Raw genomic sequence first — 19,500 nt, 5'->3', positions numbered from 1 at the left:
AAATAGAGGCTTAATTCGATCGCAAATCAAATTGTATTCTGACAAGCAATAGATATATTAATTCTTCTCGATCTTTAAGCCAAAGCAGAGTATATGAGATCGAATGCATCAATCTCTATTCGCAAATATGTTTCCCAATTTTCAGTTTACCATTCATAGATTATGACATCTACTAGTGTTTTATCCGATCGGTACGCTCGGGATTTACGCGCTCCGTTATTTAGCCAACTCGGAAAAAGAATAGGTCAGCGCTGGAGAAGACTGATTACATTATTGCTATTTGATATTTTTGCTTTACTGATATCCTGGCAAGTGACAGCAAGCTTTGGCGAGCCTTTTTATTTACTTAATGACAATAAAGATAGTTTACTCGCGATCGCCACAATTATTGCATTTCAAGTTAGTCTACTAGCTTCACAAGAGCTATATCAAGCTGGGGACAAACGCCGAGATTATATTAATATTGCTAAAACTCTGACAATCGCTCATTTACTACTATTATCGGTCGTCTTCTTTTTTCAAGATTCAAGAAATATTTTGCATCAATCTTTAATCCTCTCTGGAGTTTTAAGTGTTACTTTGGTTTGCAGCTTTAGATATAGCATAGATATTGCCATTGACAATCTGCGAGAACAAGGCTTTCTTCGTTATCCTATATATTTAATCTCTAAGCTCGAAGATAAAAACTCAGCTATTAAGTTGTTAGATAGCGATCGAAGATATGATTTTGCTGGTTGGGTAGATATTACTACTATAAATGAACGAGATAGTGTCTTACAAGATATTTATAGATCGAAAGTGTCAGATGTTTTGATCTATTCTTGGGAAGGTATTACTTCTCAACCTCTTTTCTATATCAAACTCAAAAATGCAGGGGTTAATATACATGTTTTACCTACGGCATTGCAAGTTGTTGAGCAAAAGATTAAGTTGAGATTTTTAGGCAGTATTCCCACTTTTGAACTCAGCTCTTACTTAACCATAGGCGGCGATTTTTTAATCAAAAGATGCTTTGATTTCATTTTTGCGATCGCATTTATTTTGCTGTTAATCCCCGCTTATTTGTTGATAGCATTGCTAATCGCCATAGATTCATCTGGTTCTATTTTTTATAAGCAGAATCGTATGGGGTTGCACGGCAAAACTTTCCAAATCTGGAAATTTAGGACTATGAAAACTGATGCAGACCGATCGCAAAAAAGTGTAGAGTTCAGTCATCAGTGGAAAGATGGTGCTTTGTTTCAAACAAAAAACGACCCACGTATTACTCGTATAGGCAAATTTTTGAGGCGCTATAGTTTAGACGAACTACCACAACTATTTAATGTCGTGCGCGGTGAGATGAGCTTAGTTGGACCGCGACCAGTACCAAACTCAGATGTAGAGAAATTTGCCGATCGCCATTTTATTCGCTACCAAGTTTTACCCGGTATGACTGGCTTATGGCAAGTTAGTCGGTCTAATACTGATGATTATGAAATCGATAAGGTTGTCAATTTAGATGTCAAGTATATGGAAAACTGGTCGCTGGGGTTGGATATCCAAATCCTACTCAAAACGATCGCGGTAGTGCTGGGTCGCAAAGGTGCGTATTAAGTAAGTCAAAAGTTAGAAGGCAAAAGTCAAAATGTCTGGGACTGATAGTGGCAAGCGGTTCAATCGCGCCAATCGCGCAAGTTAAATGCATGGCGACTTAGTATTGCGATCGAGGCTTTAAGCATGATGTTTCTAGTTTACCAATCCTAAAACATCGTCTCAAACTGCCCAGACAAAGGTGATTGTGCGATACCATCCAAAAAGTAGTCGGCATTACACCTGAATGTGAGTTATGGAACCAGATTTACTAACCGAGGTTATTCTGACGCATCCGCGTCAGTCCCTCGGCAAAGTTATGCTCGATTGGACTCCCCAACCAGGGAACTATTTAGATTTAGAAGGAAAAACCTACGCTGTTTTAGAACGTCGCCACCGCTATCAATTGAAAGCGGGGCGTTATCGTTTAAATAAGATTGCTCTTTACGTACAGTCAGCGGCGCGACCAGCAGAGAAAAGTTTTGTAGAGGGACGTTGGGTGATTGGCGATGCTAGCTGTCGCTTCAACGCCCATTCTGAGTTGATCCGCTGTGCGGTAAACCCAGAGGGACCGTGCGATCGCTGTCGCTATTATGAAACCCATATGTAGAAAGGCAAAATATTGCACCTCTACAAGAATACCTCTCCCACAGTTAAGCGGTTGCCGTTGACAAAATCCCAGCCTGACTGAGGGCGTTTTCCTGCTGGCTGGACTTCCCGTAATAATATTAAACCTGCACCAGTTTGAATGACGGCTCCTATACCCTTAACCGTCTGAACGATTTCCCCAGGACGGCGATCGCTTGACAAATCGGCAAAGTTATGAATTAGCTGCTGCAACTCTGGTGATAGCTGCGACGTATAGGCAGCATCTAAAGGTACAGTAGCAAGTATTTTGAGAGCGCGATCGCGAAAGGTAGCCGTGCAATTGGGATAGAAACCTCTAATTTGATTGTGCAGCGCGATCGCAGTTTTTGACCAATCGAGGGCATAATTCTCTTTTTTAATCAAAGGCGCGTATGTGGCTTCGTCGTTATTTTGGGGAACGGGTGCGATCGCCTGACTTGCTAATTGCAACAGCGTTTCTATTAATAAATCTGCCCCCAACGTTGATAGTCTGGCGGCTAACTCGTAGGCATTGTCTAGGATATGAATTGGCGTATATGCTTTCAGCAGCATTGCCCCCGTATCCATTCCCGCATCCATCAACATCGTCGTGATTCCGGTTTCCGTCTCGCCGTTATACAAACACCACTGTATGGGCGCAGCACCGCGATACTTGGGTAAAATCGAGCCATGCACGTTAATACAACCCAAGCGTGGCAGATCGAGAATCTGCTGAGAAAGAATTTGTCCGTAGGCAGCAACAACAAAAAAATCTGCCCCAGACTGTTCTAATAAATTCAGAGTTTCAGCATCCTTTTTCACCCTTGAAGGTTGCCACACAGGTATTTGCCGTGCTGTCGCAACAGTTTTTACGGGTGAGGGTGTTAATTCATTGCCTCGTCCTCGACGCTTATCTGGTTGAGTGACAACCGCTACAACGTCAAACTCTGGATGACTGAGTAGCTTTTCTAGAGTTGGAACGGCAAATTCGGGAGTACCGAAGAAGATGATTTTCATCAGGGAATGCTTGGGGGCGAGGGGGACAAGGAAGACAAGGAAGACAAGGGAGACAAGGGAGACAAGTCACAATTAACTGACTACACCCCACAACCCACACCCCACACTCTTGTATTACCGACTCAAGTAGCGACTTGCCATTTGCATTGCATCAGCTACATCCACATCTCCATCGCGATCGGCATCTAGAAAAGCATTGAGGACGGGATTAGCGCCGCCTTGGGGGTTTTGAGTCTGAGTCCCAGATTGCAGCAAATTTAATACTAGCGGTACGAGTACGGGTAGCATCTGCTGGATCGAACCCAAATTCAGTCCTGTCATCTGGGCAATTTGTTGGATCAGTTGTTGCTGTTGGTTAGAAGAAAACAGAGTATTCACAGCTTGAGGGCTGGGTTCCGTACCGCTATATTGATTGACGATCGCCTGTGCTTGTGCTTCGCCATTCACGGCGCGTTGCTGTTGTAAGGATGAGCGTACCTGACCACCCACTAATGATAATACTGATTGTAGGGTAGAAGGGTCTGCACCAGTATTGTTGCTGAGCTGTTGGATCGTGTTGACAATAGCACCAATTTGACCTGCGCTACCAGCTTGGTTAGAGTTACCGACTGCACTGACGATTTGATCGAAGAGTCCCATTTACTCTAATCCTCCATTTAACATCTCCATAATGTCTAATACCATGAATTGGTAATTGGTAATTGGTAATTGGTAATTGGTCATTGGTTATCTGTATTTTTACCACGACTCCCGACTCCCGACTCCCCGATCGCTGACAATTGATAACTGTCAACCAACAACTAACAACGTACAATAGTTCTTTGTCTGAATTGAATTGCAAAGGACTGGGAACTATGGCACGTTTGGCGCTGCTGAGTGTATCTGATAAAACAGGGCTGATCGATTTTGCCCGTAGTTTGGTAGAAGAATTTGGTTTTGAAATTGTGAGCAGCGGTGGAACGGCTCAAGCCATTCAAGCAGCAGGAATACCAGTAACTAAAGTTGCAGATTACACTGGTTCGCCAGAAATTCTCGGCGGGCGGGTCAAAACTCTTCACCCTCGGATTCATGGTGGCATTTTAGCACGACGGGACGTACCGCAAGACGTGTCAGATCTGGAGGCTAATGATATCCGCCCTTTCGATCTAGTGGCAGTCAATCTCTATCCTTTCGAGCAAACGATCGCCAAGCCTGACGTAACTTTAGCAGAAGCGGTAGAACAAATCGATATTGGTGGACCCGCAATGATCCGAGCAGCGGCTAAAAATTTTGCCCATTTAACCGTGTTGTGCGAACCAGCAATGTACGCAACATATTTGCAGGAATTACGCCAACAAGGGGAAGTCTCATTTGAATTTCGCGCCGCTTGCGCCCAAAAAGCATTCTGGCATACATCAAATTACGATCGCGCGATCGCTTCTTTTTTGGGGAGTCGGGAGTCGGTAGGGGCGCGCAGCAGTGCGCCCGTACAGGGGAGTCGGGAAGAATTACCGCAACAGTTTGCAATTTCAGGCGAACGAGTACAGTCTCTACGCTATGGGGAAAACCCGCATCAGCCTGCGGCATGGTATCAAACGGGAACGAGTGCAACGGGTTGGGCGGCTGCGACGAAACTCCAAGGGAAGGAATTGAGTTATAACAATTTAGTCGATCTAGAAGCAGCAAGGCGCATAATTACAGAATTTACCGATCTCCCTGCGGCGACAATTATTAAACATACAAATCCCTGCGGTACGGCGTTGGGAACTACAATTTCTGAAGCTTATGAAAAGGCTTTTAACGCAGATTCAGTTTCAGCTTTTGGGGGAATTGTTGCCTTAAATCGGGTAATTGATGCAGCTACAGCTACAGCGTTGACAAAAACATTTTTAGAATGCGTCGTTGCCCCAGAATGCGAACCAGAAGCACGGGAAATTCTAGCTAGTAAATCTAAAGTTAGGGTTTTGATATTACCAAATTTAGAGACGTTACATGAAACGTCTTTACATACAATAAAAGCGATCGCGGGTGGTTTCTTGGTACAAGCATCTGACGATCTTGTTGCCGATACTAAACAGTGGCAGATGGTGACAGAAAAACAACCAACTCCCGCCCAGTTAGAGGAATTGCTATTTGCTTGGAAGGTGTGCAAGCACGTTAAATCAAATGCCATTGTCGTGAGCCGCGATCGCGCTACTCTGGGTGTAGGGGCGGGACAAATGAATCGCGTCGGTTCGGTACAAATTGCTTTAGAACAAGCCGGAGAAAAAGCGCAAGGTGCAGTATTAGCTAGCGATGGGTTCTTTCCTTTTGATGATTCAGTCAAAACAGCCGCCGCTGCTGGCATAACTGCGATCGTTCAACCTGGTGGAAGTCTCAGGGATGCAGATTCAGTTAAGGCAGCAAATGAATTGGGAATTGTGATGGTGTTGACAGGTGTAAGGCACTTTTTGCATTAGGTCACTAATCATTCGGGAATACCCCGTATGGATTGCGTAAACACCGATCTTGCATCCTATGTCTGTATTTCTACAATGACGATAGAGGGAGGCATGAGCCAGAAATAGCTCTAATGGTTAGTAGATTTTAGCGGAGGGGACAGTAACGGATGCAACCCACTAATCCCAATCAATTTACCGAAAAAGCCTGGGAAGCGATCGCCCATACCCCAGATATTGCTAAAGCCGTTCCGCAGCAGCAAATTGAAAGCGAACACTTAATGAAAGCGCTGCTGGACCAAGAAGGCTTGGCAAGTAGTATTTTTAATAAAGCTGGTGTTAATGTCACGAAGTTACGCGATCGCACCGAGCAATTTATTAAACGTCAGCCCAAACTTTCTGGTAGCGTTAGCTCTGTTTATCTAGGACGCAGCCTCGATACCCTATTAGATAGAGCTGATGCTTACCGTCAGGAATTTGCTGACGAATACATTTCGATCGAGCATTTGTTGTTAGCTTACGCTAAGGACGATCGCTTCGGTAGGAGTTTATTTCAAGAGTTTGGGTTAGACGAAAACAAACTAAAAAATACAATTAAACAAGTGCGTGGAAATCAGAAAGTGACCGACCAAAATCCAGAAGGCAAATACGAAGCACTCGAAAAGTACGGACGTGACTTGACTGACGCTGCCCGTCAAGGTAAGCTCGATCCCGTAATCGGACGGGACGATGAAATTCGTCGCACAGTCCAAATTTTGTCTCGCCGCACTAAAAACAACCCCGTACTGATTGGCGAACCTGGTGTCGGTAAAACTGCGATCGCCGAAGGCTTAGCACAGCGGATTGTCGCTGGTGACGTACCCCAGTCGCTTAAAGACCGCAAGTTAATCGCCTTAGATATGGGAGCATTAATTGCAGGGGCGAAGTTTCGGGGTGAGTTTGAAGAACGTCTAAAAGCGGTATTGAAAGAAGTCACCGAGTCTAAAGGTAATATCGTCCTATTTATCGACGAAATTCATACCGTTGTCGGTGCGGGTGCTACCCAAGGGGCGATGGATGCAGGGAACTTGCTCAAACCAATGCTAGCGCGGGGTGAACTGCGTTGTATTGGGGCGACAACTTTGGATGAGTACCGCAAATATATTGAAAAAGATGCGGCGTTGGAACGACGTTTCCAACAAGTTTATGTCGATCAACCCAGCGTAGAAGATACAATTTCGATTCTGCGCGGTTTGAAAGAACGGTATGAAGTCCACCACGGGGTAAGAATTTCCGATAGTGCTGTGGTTGCAGCAGCTACTCTGTCAAATCGGTACATTAGCGATCGCTTTTTACCCGACAAAGCAATCGACTTGGTAGACGAGGCGGCGGCGCGGCTGAAAATGGAAATCACCTCAAAGCCGGAAGAATTAGACGAGATCGATCGCAAGATATTGCAATTAGAAATGGAACGCTTATCTTTAGAAAAAGAGAGCGATCCGGCTTCGCGTGAAAGGTTAGGACGGTTAGAAAAAGAAGTTGCCGATCTCAAGGAAGAACAAGCGGCGCTTAACGCTCAATGGCAGTCTGAAAAGGATGTTATTAATAAAATTCAGTCTGTCAAAGAAGAGATCGATCGCGTCAACGTCGAAATTCAGCAAGCAGAAAGAGATTACGATCTCAATAAAGCGGCAGAATTAAAATATGGAAAATTGACCGATTTGCATCGACAATTGGAAGCCGCTGAAAGTCAGTTAACCCAAACGCAAACAACGGGTAAATCGCTGCTACGGGAGGAAGTTACTGAAGCCGATATCGCTGAAGTTATTTCTAAGTGGACGGGTATTCCAATCAGTAAGTTAGTCGAAACTGAGAAAGAGAAACTACTCAACTTAGAAGACGAATTGCACCATCGTGTCATCGGGCAAAATGAAGCAGTGACAGCTGTAGCTGATGCGATTCAGCGATCGCGTGCTGGTTTAGCCGATCCAAATCGTCCGATTGCTAGTTTTATTTTCCTCGGTCCCACGGGTGTAGGCAAGACCGAATTGGCGAAGGCTTTAGCCGCATATCTCTTCGACACCGAAGAGGCGTTGGTACGGATCGATATGTCGGAGTACATGGAGAAACACGCCGTATCGCGTTTAATTGGCGCGCCTCCTGGTTATGTAGGTTATGACGAAGGGGGACAACTGACTGAAGCGATTCGCCGTCGTCCGTATTCTGTCGTGTTATTCGACGAAATCGAAAAAGCACACCCAGATGTTTTCAACGTCATGCTGCAAATTTTAGATGACGGTAGGGTGACGGATGCTCAAGGTCATACAGTGGATTTCAAGAATACCATTGTGATTATGACCAGCAACATCGGTTCGCAATACATTTTAGATATTGCCGGGGATGACTCGCGCTATGAAGAAATGCGCGGTCGGGTGATGGAAGCGATGCGTAATAGTTTCCGTCCAGAATTCCTCAACCGAATTGACGAGATCATTATTTTCCACGCTCTACAAATACAAGAATTGCGGCAGATTGTCAAGTTGCAAATTCAGCGATTGGAGCAAAGACTGGGCGATCGCAAGATGTCGTTGCGTCTTTCTGATGCTGCTTTAGATTTCTTGGCAGAAGTAGGTTACGATCCCGTATTTGGTGCGCGTCCTTTAAAACGAGCAATTCAGCGGGAATTGGAAACGCAAATTGCTAAGTCAATTCTGCGGAATGAATTCAACGACGGCGATACGATTTTTGTTGATGTGGAAAACGAACGTCTTGCTTTTAAGCGTTTGCCCGTGGAGATATTAACGACACAATCTAATTAATTAATAGGTGGGTAAATGCCCACCTATTTTTTTACCTTGTCCTATAAGATCGAGTTTTTTCTATACATCACTGCTCCCTACTCCCTACTCATGCGATCGCCATCAGATGTGGCATAGTGAATTATCGCAAGAAAGCGAATCGGTAACTCGATCAGTTTTTCAGGACCATGAGGAATATCACCGCGAAAAGTCAATGCGTCACCAGGTTCTAGTAAGTAAGTTGATTGTCCGTGACGGTATTCAAGCTTTCCTTCCAGCATATAAATGAACTCAACCCCAGGATGCTCGAAGGTGGGAAACACTTCGGAAGCGTCATCCATAGCGATCAGAAAAGGCTCAAATAGTTTTGTCGAACCGCGATCGTATGCTAGCAGGTGATAGGTATGTCCTCGCTTTGTACCGCGACGCACGACTTCCATCCCTTCACCGTTTTTCACATGCTGGGCGCTGCCTGTGGGTACGTCGTAATTGCGAAAGAAGGCTGACAGGGAAATACCTAAAGCACGGGCAATTTTGGTCAATGTTTCCAAACTCGTAGCAGTTTGAGCGTTTTCAATCTTGGACAACATCCCCCGCGAAATTCCCGTCTGTTCCGAAATTTCAGCAATGGTGAGTCCGAGTTTTTGACGCATTTCTCGAATCGTACTGCCGATGTAGCGTTCGAGCGGATCGACGGCTGGTACTTGGGAACGCTCCAGTCCATTTGCCGTAGCATCTGTCATGCGCTTACCTCATAGTATGGGAGCAGTGTAGAGAAACAGCGCTGGCTACCATTTCACCTTACATCGTTTTGAATCATAGCAGGAAACTTTGTTGACACCCAGAAATCTTTGATGCATGATATTCAGCAAAGGTTCCTGTCAGGAAACTTACGATGCCTCTGAATCTGCTGAAATTTGCGCTGGCGAAGCAGCATCCAGAACCCGCAATGTTCCGCCATCGCGATCGCCTCAAACCAAATTACGATGCTGTCATCATTGGTGCAGGCGGACACGGACTGGCAGCCGCTTATTATCTGGCGCGAGATTATGGCATGACCGATATAGCTGTTCTCGAAAAAGGTTATCTTGGCGGCGGAAATACGGGACGCAACACGACGATTATTCGCTCCAACTATCTCACCCCAGAAGGCGTAAAGTTTTACGATGAATCGCTGCGACTCTGGCAAGACTTAGCGCAAGATTTTGACCTGAATTTGTTTTATTCCACGCGGGGACATTTCACGCTCGCTCATACTGACTCTGCAATCCGAACGATGCGCTGGCGGGCGGAGGTTAACAAGCATTTCGGCATTGAGAGCGAATTAGTCGAGCCGGATGAAATTAAAAAAGCTTGCCCGCACATGGATTTGACGTGTGGTGGCAAGGCTCCAGTCATGGGCGCACTCTATCACGCACCCGGGAGCATTGCCCGTCACGATGCGGTAGCGTGGGGTTACGGTCGTGGTGCAGATCGGCGGGGAGTCGAAATTCACCAGCAAACAGAAGTTTTGGGTATTCAAGTTGAATCGGGCAAAGTGACAGGAGTACAAACAACTCGCGGCAACATTTCGACACCGCGAGTCTTGTGTGCGGTTGCCGGATTTACACCACGCCTGTTGCAAATGGTAGGACTGCGATCGCCCATTTACGTCCATCCATTACAAGCAATGGTCAGCGAACCAATGAAACCCTGGCTCGATCCGATCGTTGTTTCGGGTAGCTTGCACGTCTACGTCAGTCAAACCGCACGGGGAGAGTTAGTCATGGGAGCCTCACTCGATCCTTATGAATTACATTCCACGCGATCGACCTTGGATTTTGTAGAGGGATTAGCAGCGCATATGCTGGAACTCTTTCCGTTTCTCTCTCACGTTAAAGTTGTGCGGCAATGGGCAGGGATGGCAGATATGACACCTGACTTTGCGCCAATTATGGGTAAAACCGCGATCGCGGGATTTTATCTCGATGCTGGTTGGGGGACTTGGGGCTTTAAGGCAACTCCGGTGTGTGGCAAAACGATGGCGTATACCGTGGCGAGCGATCGCACTCACGAATTAATTACAAAATTCTCTCTCGATCGATTTAAAAATTATGCGTTGGTGGGTGAAAAGGGTGCAGCATCAGTGGGGCATTAACGATGAAAATGATGACCTGTCCGATTAACGGGACAAGACCGATTTCTGAGTTTATCTGTGGCGGGGAAGTTCGCTCCATGCCCGATCCGCAAACAGTTGACGATGCAACGTGGGCGGAGTACGTCTTTAATCGCACTAGCGTACCTGGAATTAAACAGGAATGGTGGTGTCATACGCCAAGTAATACCTGGTTTATTGCAGAGCGCAATACGCTGACTGATGAGGTCTTGCGTACCTACTTATATTTATTTATTCGGTGAGGAGAATGTTGCATGAGCAATCGCCTACCTCCCATCTCCGGTGAATGGATCGATCGCAGCCAGCGAATTGATTTCACCTTTGAAGGAAATCGCTTTTGGGGTTATGCCGGAGACACGATCGCCAGTGCGTTATGGGCTGCTGGACAACGAGTACTGGGACGCAGTTTCAAATACCACCGTCCGCGCGGAATTTTGAGTTTGGCGAGTCACGATGTTAATACTTTGATGCAAAATGGGCAACAGCTCAACGTCCGAGCCGATGTCACGCCATTAGAGGCGGGAATGTCCCTGTATGCGGTGAATACGCATGGTGGAGTGATGGGCGATCGCCACAGCATTTTAGATTTTTTCTCGCCTCTGCTCCCAGTCGGGTTTTACTACAAAGCCTTTCACAATAAACGACTGTTTCCCTTCTGGGAACGCACGATTCGCAATCTAAGCGGATTGGGCAAAGTCGATTTCTCTACACCGCATATTCGCACGGCAAAGCAGTATGATTTTTGCGACGTGCTAGTCATTGGCGCAGGTGTGGCGGGATTGTCAGCAGCATTAGCCGCAGCCGATGCAGGGGCAAATGTAGTGATTGTGGATGAGAATGCCAGGGCAGGCGGTTCTGGCGAACGATTGACGCAGACGCAAGAACTCGTGGAAGCAGTTAAAAATTGCGATCGCATCCGTCTTTACACCGAAACTGTAGCTGCTGCGTATTATGCCGATCGCTGGATTCCCTTAGTGGATCGAGAACGTCTGACTAAATTGCGGGCAAAAGCGGTCATCATGGCAAATGGGGCATACGAACAGCCTGCCGTGTTTCGCAATAACGACTTACCAGGAGTGATGTTAGCTTCGGCAGCGCAACGGTTGATTTATCGCTATGCTGTCAAACCGATGCATCGAGCTGTAGTATTGACAGCAAACAGTCATGGTTATGAGGCTGCTTTAGATTTAGCAAAGCATGGCGTTGAGGTGAAGGCGATCGCGGATTTACGATCGACCTACACAACTAACTCAATTACTCAAGCCTTACAAGCGCTTGGTATTCCCATTTTTACCAGCCATTGTATTTACGAAGCCAAGACGAATCCGGCAAGTGACGGCGTTTCGGGTGCGGTAATTTGTCCGCTTGATGCCAACGGCAAACCGCAGACAGAATTCAAACAAGCGATCGCCTGCGATGGGATGATTATGAGTGTCGGCTGGGCAGGCGCGGCAAATTTGCTCTCCCAAGCTGGAACGAAAATGCGCTTCGATAACGGCTTGCAACAGTTCGTTCCCGATCGCTTACCTACGGGCGTGTTTGCCTGCGGACGGGTGAATGGCGTGTACGAATTCGATCGCAAGCTACTCGATGGTCGTCGGGCGGGATTGGAGGCGGCTGCTTTTCTGGGATTGACAGAACCAGTCGAAATCGCCGCCGCTTCTGGTTCAGAATCCCCCTCACATTCGTGGGCGATCGTAGAACATCCAGCAGGTAAGAACTTTGTCGATTTTGATGAAGACCTTCAGTTGAAAGATTTTCCGAATGCGATTCAGGAAGGATTTGACAATATTGAATTGCTGAAGCGATTTACCACTGTAGGCATGGGACCGAGCCAGGGTAAGCACTCTAACATGAATGCATTGCGAATTTTGGCACGCATTACGGGAAAATCTCCTGCTGAAGTGGGTACAACCACCGCTCGACCGTTCTTTCATCCAGTCCCCTTATCTCACTTAGCCGGACGGGGCTTTACGCCAGAGCGCTATACTCCTTTGCATAGTCGTCATGCTGCCTTGGGTGCTGAGTTCGTGCTGGCAGGGGTATGGCGACGACCTGAATTCTACACCCAACCTGGAAAGAGCCGCGAAGATTGCATTCGGGCTGAAGTGAAAGCCGTGCGGACTCGCGTAGGTGCGATCGATGTTGGGACGTTAGGAAAATTAGAATTGCGCGGGGCGGATGCTGCCGAGTTTTTAGAGCGAGTTTACACTGGACGCTACAGCAATTTGAAATTGGGGATGTCGCGCTATGCACTGATGCTAGACGAGACAGGCATAATTATTGACGATGGTGTCATTGCGCGACTGGGAGCCGAGCATTTTTATTTCACGACGACGACTTCCGGTGCAGCGACGATTTACCGAGAACTGTCGCGGCTGAATACGATGTGGGGGTTAGATTGCGGTTTGGTAAATTTAACTGGAGCGCGATCGGCAATGAACCTTGCTGGAGTTTATGCTCGCGATGTCTTGGCACAACTGACGGATTGCGATCTTTCCAGTGCTGCTTTTCCCTACTTGGCTGTACGAGAAGCATTGGTGGCGGGAATTGAAGCGATTTTAATCCGAGTTGGTTTTGTAGGCGAGTGGGGTTACGAAATTCACGTTGCGGCTGAGTCGGCTCCGGCTGTTTGGGATGCTCTTTTCGCCGCAGGTAAGGCTTACGGGATTGCGCCCTTTGGCGTGGAAGCACAACGGCTTTTGCGGTTGGAAAAAGGACATTTGATTGTCGGTCAAGATACCGATGGTTTGACAACTCCGAGGGAGGCTAATTTAGGATGGGCGGTTAAATTAGATAAGCCATTTTTCATCGGTCAGCGCAGCCTGCAAGCTATTGCTAAACGACCGATCGCGCAAAAGATAGTTGGTTTTACGCTCGACCCTAATCAAGGAACTGCGCCCCAAGAGTGTCATTTGGTCATCGATCGCGGTGAAATTGCAGGTCGCGTTACCAGTATTGCTTTTAGTCCCACGCTTCAGCAGTATATCGGACTTGCCTACGTCAAACCAGAATTAGGGGCGATCGGCGATCGCATTTCGATTCGTTTATCTGATGGCGCACTCGTTAAGGCAACAGTCAGTCCCACACCATTCTACGACCCTGAAAACCAACGCCAGCAAGAAACGGCACAACGCCAGGAGGCGATCGCATGAATACTCCTTTGCGTCTGAGTCCAATTCACGATTCACTCCAGTCGCTTAACGGTGTGTGGTGCGACACTAACGGTATGCCTTCCTTAGTAAAGCTACCAGGCGATCGCCAGTCTGTTTCTGTGTTAGGGATTGCCGATCTGTCATTTTTGACCCGCTTTGGTGTGAAAGGAGCGAATGCAGCCCAATGGTTAGCCGATCGCAAACTGCCAATTCCCGATCGCCCTAATACTTGGCATCCCTTACCCGAAGGTGGGATTATTGCTCGGTTGGGACTGACCGAATTTCTAATCGAAGATAGCCTCAACAGCGCGATCGCTCCCCAGTTAGCAACTGCCTGTAAGTCTCCACCCGCAAAAGTTTACCCGGTTTTACGGCAAGATCTCGCTTTAGGACTAGTGGGCGATCGCGTCAACGAGCTTTTACGCCAAACCTGTAGCTTTAATTTTCAGGCATTATCACTTGGCGATCGTCCGGTCGTTTTGACTAATGCAATTGGTGTCACAGTCACCGTTATCCCGCTTGACATCGAGAGAAAGTTATGCATTCGCGTCTGGTGCGATCGCACGTTTGGTACGTATTTTTGGCAAACCCTGGTTCAAATTGCTACAGAGTTAGGAGGTGGCGCGATCGGCACAGAATCATTTTTGTGACAAAGCTACTCTATTCATGAAATTTGAACAGATCGAGTCAACCTGGAGCCAATCGGATGAATTTAGCAGCAGCCAAAACATTTCTCGAATCGCATCAAGTCAAGTTCGTGCTGGCGCAATTTGTCGATATTCATGGAGTTGCGAAAACCAAAGCCGTACCCGTGGCTCACTTTGAAGATATTTTGCATCCAGGAGCCGGATTCGCCGGATTTGCGGTGTGGGGATTGGGTATGGAGCCGCACAGTCCAGATTACATGGCAGTTGGCGATCTCTCAACTCTATCGCTCGTTTCCTGGATGCCTGGATTTGCGCGAATTGCTTGTGTCGGTCACGTTAAAGGCAAACCTTACCCTTACGATGCTCGCTATATCTTGATGCAGCAGATCGAGCGATTGCAGCAGCGAGGCTGGACGCTTAATACCGGAGTCGAGCCAGAATTTGCCTTACTTCGTAAAGACGAACGGGGGCAGATTTACCCGTTTGATGCTACCGATACCTTGGAGAAACCCTGCTATGACTTTCGCGGATTGTCGCGCAGTGCGATTTTTCTGGAAAAACTCGTCACTCACCTGCAAGCAGCTGGCTTTGACATTTATCAAATCGACCACGAAGATGCTAACGGACAGTTTGAGATTAACTATACCTACACCGACTGCCTCACGACTGCCGATCGCTACATCTTTTTCAAAATGGCAGCGTCAGAAATTGCTAAAGAACTGGGACTAATTTGCTCGTTCATGCCGAAACCGTTTGCCAACCGCACGGGTACGGGAATGCACATTCATATGTCCATAAGCGATGGCAGCTCGAATCTATTTGCTGACGACAACGACTCGCGGCATTTAGGACTCTCGAAACTGGCGTATCATTTTCTGGGTGGCTTACTCGCTCATGCCGAAGCACTCACTGCTATCTGCGCCCCAACGATTAATTCCTATAAGCGGCTCGTCGTGGGGCGATCGCTCAGCGGTGCAACTTGGGCTCCAGCTTACATCACCTACGGCGACAACAATCGTTCCAGCATGGTACGGATTCCCAGCGGACGCTTAGAACTGCGGCTTGCCGATGGCTCCTGCAATCCTTATCTTGCCACTGCTGCCGCGATCGCTGCTGGATTAGATGGCATTGATAAAGAAATCGATCCTGGCGAACCCTATAACTTGAATTTGTACGATTTATCGGAGGTAGACCTTAAAGACAAGGGTATTCGCACTTTACCCCAGAGCTTGCACGAAGCGATCGCCGCTCTGGAATCAGATGAAGTCATCAAAGGTGCGTTGGGCGTGTTGGCAAATGAATTTATTAACTTGAAACGAATGGAATGGGTGGAATATATGCGTCATGTTTCGCAGTGGGAAGTGGAACGATACTTGGAGTTTTTCTAAAAAAGTTTTTGTATAGTGAGATCCCCCAACCCCCTTTTTAAGGGGGCATTTATTCCTCCCTCTCTAAGGTTGGAGCAACCGACGTAAATTCTTCGCTATATTTCCTGAAAAAGAGGCTTCATTCCCCCCTTAAAAAAGGGGGATTAGGGGGGATCGAGATCTCTAACTTCAGTGCGTAACTCTCAAGGTTTTCTAATAAATAAATGTAGGTGCGATCGTGTGTGGAATTGTCGGACTACTAATTAAAAAACCAGAATGGCGAGAATCGCTTGGCGAACTCATGGTTCCCATGCTGATTGGCATGAGCGATCGCGGACCCGACTCTGCTGGACTTGCTGTATTTACTGCTACGCTGCCAGAGCCGCATCGCAAATACAGCCTCTATTCAAAAGACAAATTCGATTGGGATTTGAGGCGATCGTTTCAAGCTGTTTTCGGGACTACACCTGAGATTGAGATCGATGGCAATCGGGCAGTGCTAACTTCGGATCGAGAACCGGATCGCGTCAAGCAATGGCTGAAAGCAAAACATCCAAACCTGCACCTGTTGTCAACAGGTCGGACGATCGATCTCTACAAAGACACGGGGAAACCTGCTATGGTAGCCGAGCGCTACAATTTCTCAACGCTGAAAGGCTCTCACGCGATCGCCCATACCCGCATGGCAACAGAATCAGCAGTGACTCCCGATCGCGCACACCCGTTTACGGCGGGAGAAGATTTTTGCCTAGTGCATAACGGTTCTCTTTCCAATCCTTACTCGATTCGTCGTCGTTTAGAACCGCTTGGGATTCACTTTGAAACCGACAACGACACGGAAGCAGCTTGTCGCTTTTTGGAATGGCGGATGCGGGAAGGGGACGATTTAGAAACCGCAATTAAACAAGGCTTTGTCGAGTTAGACGGCTTTTATACATTTCTGATGGGAACGGCAGACAAACTCGCTCTGGTGCGGGATGCCTTTGCCTGTAAACCTGCGGTGGTTGCTGAAACTGATGACTATGTGGCGATCGCCTCGGAATTTCGCTCTCTAGCACACCTACCCGATGTTAAAAACGCCCATCTCTACGAACCCGCACCGGAAGAGTTATACGTATGGACGGTGTAACTATGGAAAAGGTGACATTCGACCTCGCCCAAACCCCACTACGCGCAGTCAATCACTACCTGCATCACAACCTGACTCAAACTGGGGGACAAGCGATCGAGATCCTCAACCCTGATGGAGCGCATAATATTGCCGTGGGACTGAATGCTCCGGTTGAGGTAAAAATCCTCGGTCATGCAGGCTACTATGCGGCAAGCATGAACCAGCTAGCAAACGTGACGATCGCCGGGAATGTAGGAACGGGTGTTGCCGAAAACATGATGTCCGGTCGGGTGCATGTCAAAGGCTTTGCCTCGGTTTCTGCTGGAGCCTCCGCCCACGGGGGGTTATTAATTATTGATGGTGATGCCAGCCTGCGTTGCGGCATTTCGCTCAAAGGAGCAGATATTGTTGTCGGTGGCAGTGTGGGCAGCTTTGCCGCATTCATGGCACAAGCTGGACGGATTGTAGTCTGTGGAAATGCAGGGGAAGCACTGGGAGATTCGCTTTACGAAGCCGTAATTTACGTCCGAGGTAGCATTAAATCGCTCGGTGCTGATGCTCAACTCGAACCCATGTCTGAAGCTGATTATGCAACCGTAGCCGAGCTATTAGCAAAAGCAGGTTTTTCCCACAATCCCCAAGATTTCAAACGGGTTGCTTCCGCCAAGCAACTCTATCACTGGAATGAAGAAAGGGAGTAGGGAGCGCACGAGCAGGGAGCAGGGGGGAGACAAGGGAGAGGGGGGAGACAAGGGAGAGGGGGGGAGACAAGGGAGAGGGGGGGAGACAAGGGAGACAAGGGAGAAAAAACTACCAATTACCAATTACCAATTACTAATTACCACCCATCGTTAAAATTAAAGTATTAATCATGAATCTGCCGTCTCAATCGCATCAATCTATCTCTCGCGAAGAATCCTGGGGTTACGATCGCCGTATTCTCAACTACATTCAAAACGCAGCGGCACACGGTCTTTACGAAATTCGCGGTTTGGGCGCAAAACGTCGGTTGCCGCATTTTGACGATCTGGTGTTTCTGGGTGCGTCCATGTCCCGTTATCCGTTGGAAGGCTATCGGGAAAAATGCACTACCAAGACAATTCTCGGCACTCGCTACGCCAAGAAACCGATTCAATTGGAGATTCCGATCGCGATCGCGGGAATGAGTTTTGGTTCGCTATCGGCTAATGTCAAGGAAGCCCTGGGACGTGCGGCAACCGCAGTCGGGACTTCTACCACAACTGGGGATGGTGGCATGACAACGGAGGAACGGCTGTCTTCAAAAACCTTAATTTATCAATGTCTGCCTTCTCGCTACGGCTTCAACCCTGACGACGTGCGCAAAGCAGATGCGATCGAAATTGTGGTAGGTCAAGGGGCAAAACCAGGTGGTGGCGGGATGTTACTCGGACAGAAGATTAATCCCCGTGTTGCCCAGATGCGGACTTTACCAGAGGGTGTGGATCAGCGCTCTGCCTGTCGTCATCCCGATTGGACGGGTCCCGACGATTTAACTATCAAAATTCAGCAATTACGCGAATTGACCGATTGGGAAAAACCGATTTTTGTCAAAGTGGGTGCATCACGAACTTTTAACGATGTCAAGCTGGCAGTTCATGCCGGAGCGGATGTCGTGGTCGTCGATGGGATGCAAGGGGGGACTGCGGCGACGCAAACCGTGTTTATCGAACACGTTGGTATTCCCACCCTGGCAGCAGTGCGGCAGGCGGTGGATGCCCTGGAAGACATGAATATGAAAGGTGAGGTACAACTAATTGTTTCAGGTGGCATTCGCACGGGAGCCGATGTTGCTAAAGCGATCGCGATGGGTGCAGATGCGGTTTCGATCGGTCAAGCAATTCTGATGGCGTTGGGCTGCAACAGTGAAACTTACGTGCAAAAGGGGACGCATCATTCGGCAATAGAAGACTATACGGCGATCGGCACAGCACCAGGTTACTGCCACCACTGCCACACCGGAAAGTGTCCTGTGGGAGTGACAACCCAAGACGAAATTTTGGAGAAACGCTTGGAACCAGAAGTTGGCGCTCGGCGAGTCAAAAACTATCTGCAAACTCTGAATATGGAACTAACCACGATCGCCCGTGCTTGCGGGAAGCAAAACGTGCATCACTTAGAACGGGAGGATCTCGTCGCGTTGACGATCGAGGCTGCTGCGATGGCACGTCTTCCCCTGGCAGGGACAGACTGGATTCCTGGCGTTCAACCTATGTAATCTCTGGCTTAAAGCCCTTAATGTCCAGCCACGATTGCAGGCATCAACACGGTATCAATAGCGTGAATCGTGCCGTTGTCAGTCACGATATCAGTTTTGAGGATGCTGGCATTATTGACTTTAATTGTACCGTTAGCTGACTCAATTGCTAAAACTGAGCCTTCAACTGTCTCTACTTCGTCAATTTGTCCCAAATCATCAGATCTCACGTCGCCAAAAGCAACATGATAAGTCACGATTTTTTTCAGTTTAGGCAGATCTTGCAGCAGCAAATCTAAAGTTCCCTCTGGCAGTTTGGCGAAGGCTTCGTCGGTTGGAGCAAAAATTGTAAAAATGCCGGGACTCCTAAGAGTTTCTCTCAGTTCGAGAGCATCAATAGCTTTTACTAAAGTTTTGAAGTTTCCCGCGTTGGCAGCAGTTTCTAAAAGATCGCTCATGAG

The 19,500-nt window shown here is 47.7% G+C and carries 17 protein-coding genes; 13 read left to right on the top strand and 4 right to left on the bottom strand.

The window, feature by feature from the left end:
* Positions 1–162 precede the first annotated feature (162 nt).
* Both CHRO_RS22845 and CHRO_RS22840 read left to right on the top strand, forming a co-directional pair.
* Complete coding sequence (locus tag CHRO_RS22845) at positions 163–1,596, top strand: sugar transferase (RefSeq protein WP_015156600.1); 1,434 nt, start codon at positions 163–165, stop codon at positions 1,594–1,596.
* Between the two features lie 232 nt (positions 1,597–1,828).
* The gene (locus CHRO_RS22840) at positions 1,829–2,182 is read left to right on the top strand and encodes a DUF6464 family protein (RefSeq protein WP_015156599.1); all 354 of its coding nucleotides are present in this window, start codon (positions 1,829–1,831) and stop codon (positions 2,180–2,182) included.
* A 20-nt stretch (positions 2,183–2,202) separates the two neighbouring features.
* On the opposite strand, the gene fmt is transcribed toward CHRO_RS22840, so the two are convergent.
* Positions 2,203–3,195, bottom strand: coding sequence for a methionyl-tRNA formyltransferase (gene fmt / locus CHRO_RS22835; protein WP_015156598.1), 993 nt, complete (start codon positions 3,193–3,195; stop codon positions 2,203–2,205).
* Positions 3,196–3,309: 114 nt separating this feature from the next.
* Positions 3,310–3,834: a DUF937 domain-containing protein gene (locus tag CHRO_RS22830; RefSeq protein ID WP_015156597.1), complete on the bottom strand. Its 525-nt coding sequence runs from the start codon at positions 3,832–3,834 to the stop codon at positions 3,310–3,312.
* A 215-nt stretch (positions 3,835–4,049) separates the two neighbouring features.
* On the opposite strand from CHRO_RS22830, the gene purH reads away from it, so the two are divergent.
* Together purH and clpB are read left to right on the top strand one after the other, a co-directional pair.
* Entirely contained in the window at positions 4,050–5,633 is a 1,584-nt protein-coding gene (purH, locus tag CHRO_RS22825) for a bifunctional phosphoribosylaminoimidazolecarboxamide formyltransferase/IMP cyclohydrolase (protein ID WP_015156596.1), read from the top strand.
* Positions 5,634–5,782: 149 nt separating this feature from the next.
* Complete coding sequence (clpB, locus tag CHRO_RS22820) at positions 5,783–8,410, top strand: ATP-dependent chaperone ClpB (RefSeq protein ID WP_015156595.1); 2,628 nt, start codon at positions 5,783–5,785, stop codon at positions 8,408–8,410.
* A 77-nt stretch (positions 8,411–8,487) separates the two neighbouring features.
* Here clpB and CHRO_RS22815 read toward each other — a convergent pair whose 3' ends face one another.
* A complete protein-coding gene (locus CHRO_RS22815; protein ID WP_015156594.1) occupies positions 8,488–9,132 on the bottom strand; it encodes a helix-turn-helix domain-containing protein in 645 nt (214 codons plus the stop codon).
* Positions 9,133–9,284: 152 nt separating this feature from the next.
* Between CHRO_RS22815 and CHRO_RS22810 the strand changes: the two genes are divergently transcribed.
* The 9 genes from CHRO_RS22810 (at position 9,285) to CHRO_RS22775 (ending at position 19,060) form a co-directional block, all read left to right on the top strand.
* Positions 9,285–10,526, top strand: coding sequence for an FAD-dependent oxidoreductase (locus CHRO_RS22810; protein WP_015156593.1), 1,242 nt, complete (start codon positions 9,285–9,287; stop codon positions 10,524–10,526).
* Between the two features lie 2 nt (positions 10,527–10,528).
* Complete coding sequence (locus CHRO_RS22805; protein WP_015156592.1) at positions 10,529–10,786, top strand: sarcosine oxidase subunit delta; 258 nt, start codon at positions 10,529–10,531, stop codon at positions 10,784–10,786.
* Between the two features lie 12 nt (positions 10,787–10,798).
* On the top strand, positions 10,799–13,699 hold the full coding sequence (locus CHRO_RS22800) for a 2Fe-2S iron-sulfur cluster-binding protein (RefSeq protein ID WP_015156591.1): 2,901 nt from the start codon (positions 10,799–10,801) through the stop codon (positions 13,697–13,699).
* Positions 13,696–14,349 carry a hypothetical protein gene (locus tag CHRO_RS22795; protein ID WP_015156590.1) on the top strand — a complete coding sequence of 218 codons (654 nt, stop codon included), beginning with the start codon at positions 13,696–13,698 and terminating at the stop codon, positions 14,347–14,349. The genes CHRO_RS22800 and CHRO_RS22795 overlap by 4 nt, the downstream gene beginning before the upstream one ends.
* Positions 14,350–14,405: 56 nt before the next feature.
* Entirely contained in the window at positions 14,406–15,734 is a 1,329-nt protein-coding gene (glnT, locus tag CHRO_RS22790) for a type III glutamate--ammonia ligase (RefSeq protein ID WP_015156589.1), read from the top strand.
* Between the two features lie 217 nt (positions 15,735–15,951).
* Entirely contained in the window at positions 15,952–16,842 is an 891-nt protein-coding gene (locus tag CHRO_RS22785) for a class II glutamine amidotransferase (RefSeq protein WP_015156588.1), read from the top strand.
* A gap of 2 nt (positions 16,843–16,844) precedes the next feature.
* Positions 16,845–17,525, top strand: coding sequence for a GltB/FmdC/FwdC-like GXGXG domain-containing protein (locus CHRO_RS22780; RefSeq protein ID WP_041462602.1), 681 nt, complete (start codon positions 16,845–16,847; stop codon positions 17,523–17,525).
* Entirely contained in the window at positions 17,509–17,679 is a 171-nt protein-coding gene (locus tag CHRO_RS32815; RefSeq protein ID WP_181824223.1) for a hypothetical protein, read from the top strand. Before CHRO_RS22780 ends, CHRO_RS32815 begins: the two co-directional genes overlap by 17 nt.
* Positions 17,680–17,695: 16 nt before the next feature.
* Complete coding sequence (locus CHRO_RS22775) at positions 17,696–19,060, top strand: FMN-binding glutamate synthase family protein (RefSeq protein ID WP_015156586.1); 1,365 nt, start codon at positions 17,696–17,698, stop codon at positions 19,058–19,060.
* 17 nt (positions 19,061–19,077) lie between these two features.
* Here CHRO_RS22775 and CHRO_RS22770 read toward each other — a convergent pair whose 3' ends face one another.
* Positions 19,078–19,497, bottom strand: a complete 420-nt coding sequence (locus CHRO_RS22770; RefSeq protein WP_015156585.1) for a fasciclin domain-containing protein — start codon at positions 19,495–19,497, stop codon at positions 19,078–19,080.
* Positions 19,498–19,500 lie beyond the last annotated feature (3 nt).

The sequence above is a fragment of the Chroococcidiopsis thermalis PCC 7203 genome, from assembly GCF_000317125.1.
In the GTDB taxonomy this organism is placed as follows: Bacteria; Cyanobacteriota; Cyanobacteriia; order Cyanobacteriales; family Chroococcidiopsidaceae; genus Chroococcidiopsis; species Chroococcidiopsis thermalis.
The sequence above is the reverse complement of the archived record's forward strand: the minus strand, read 5'-3'. Positions and strand labels throughout refer to the sequence as shown.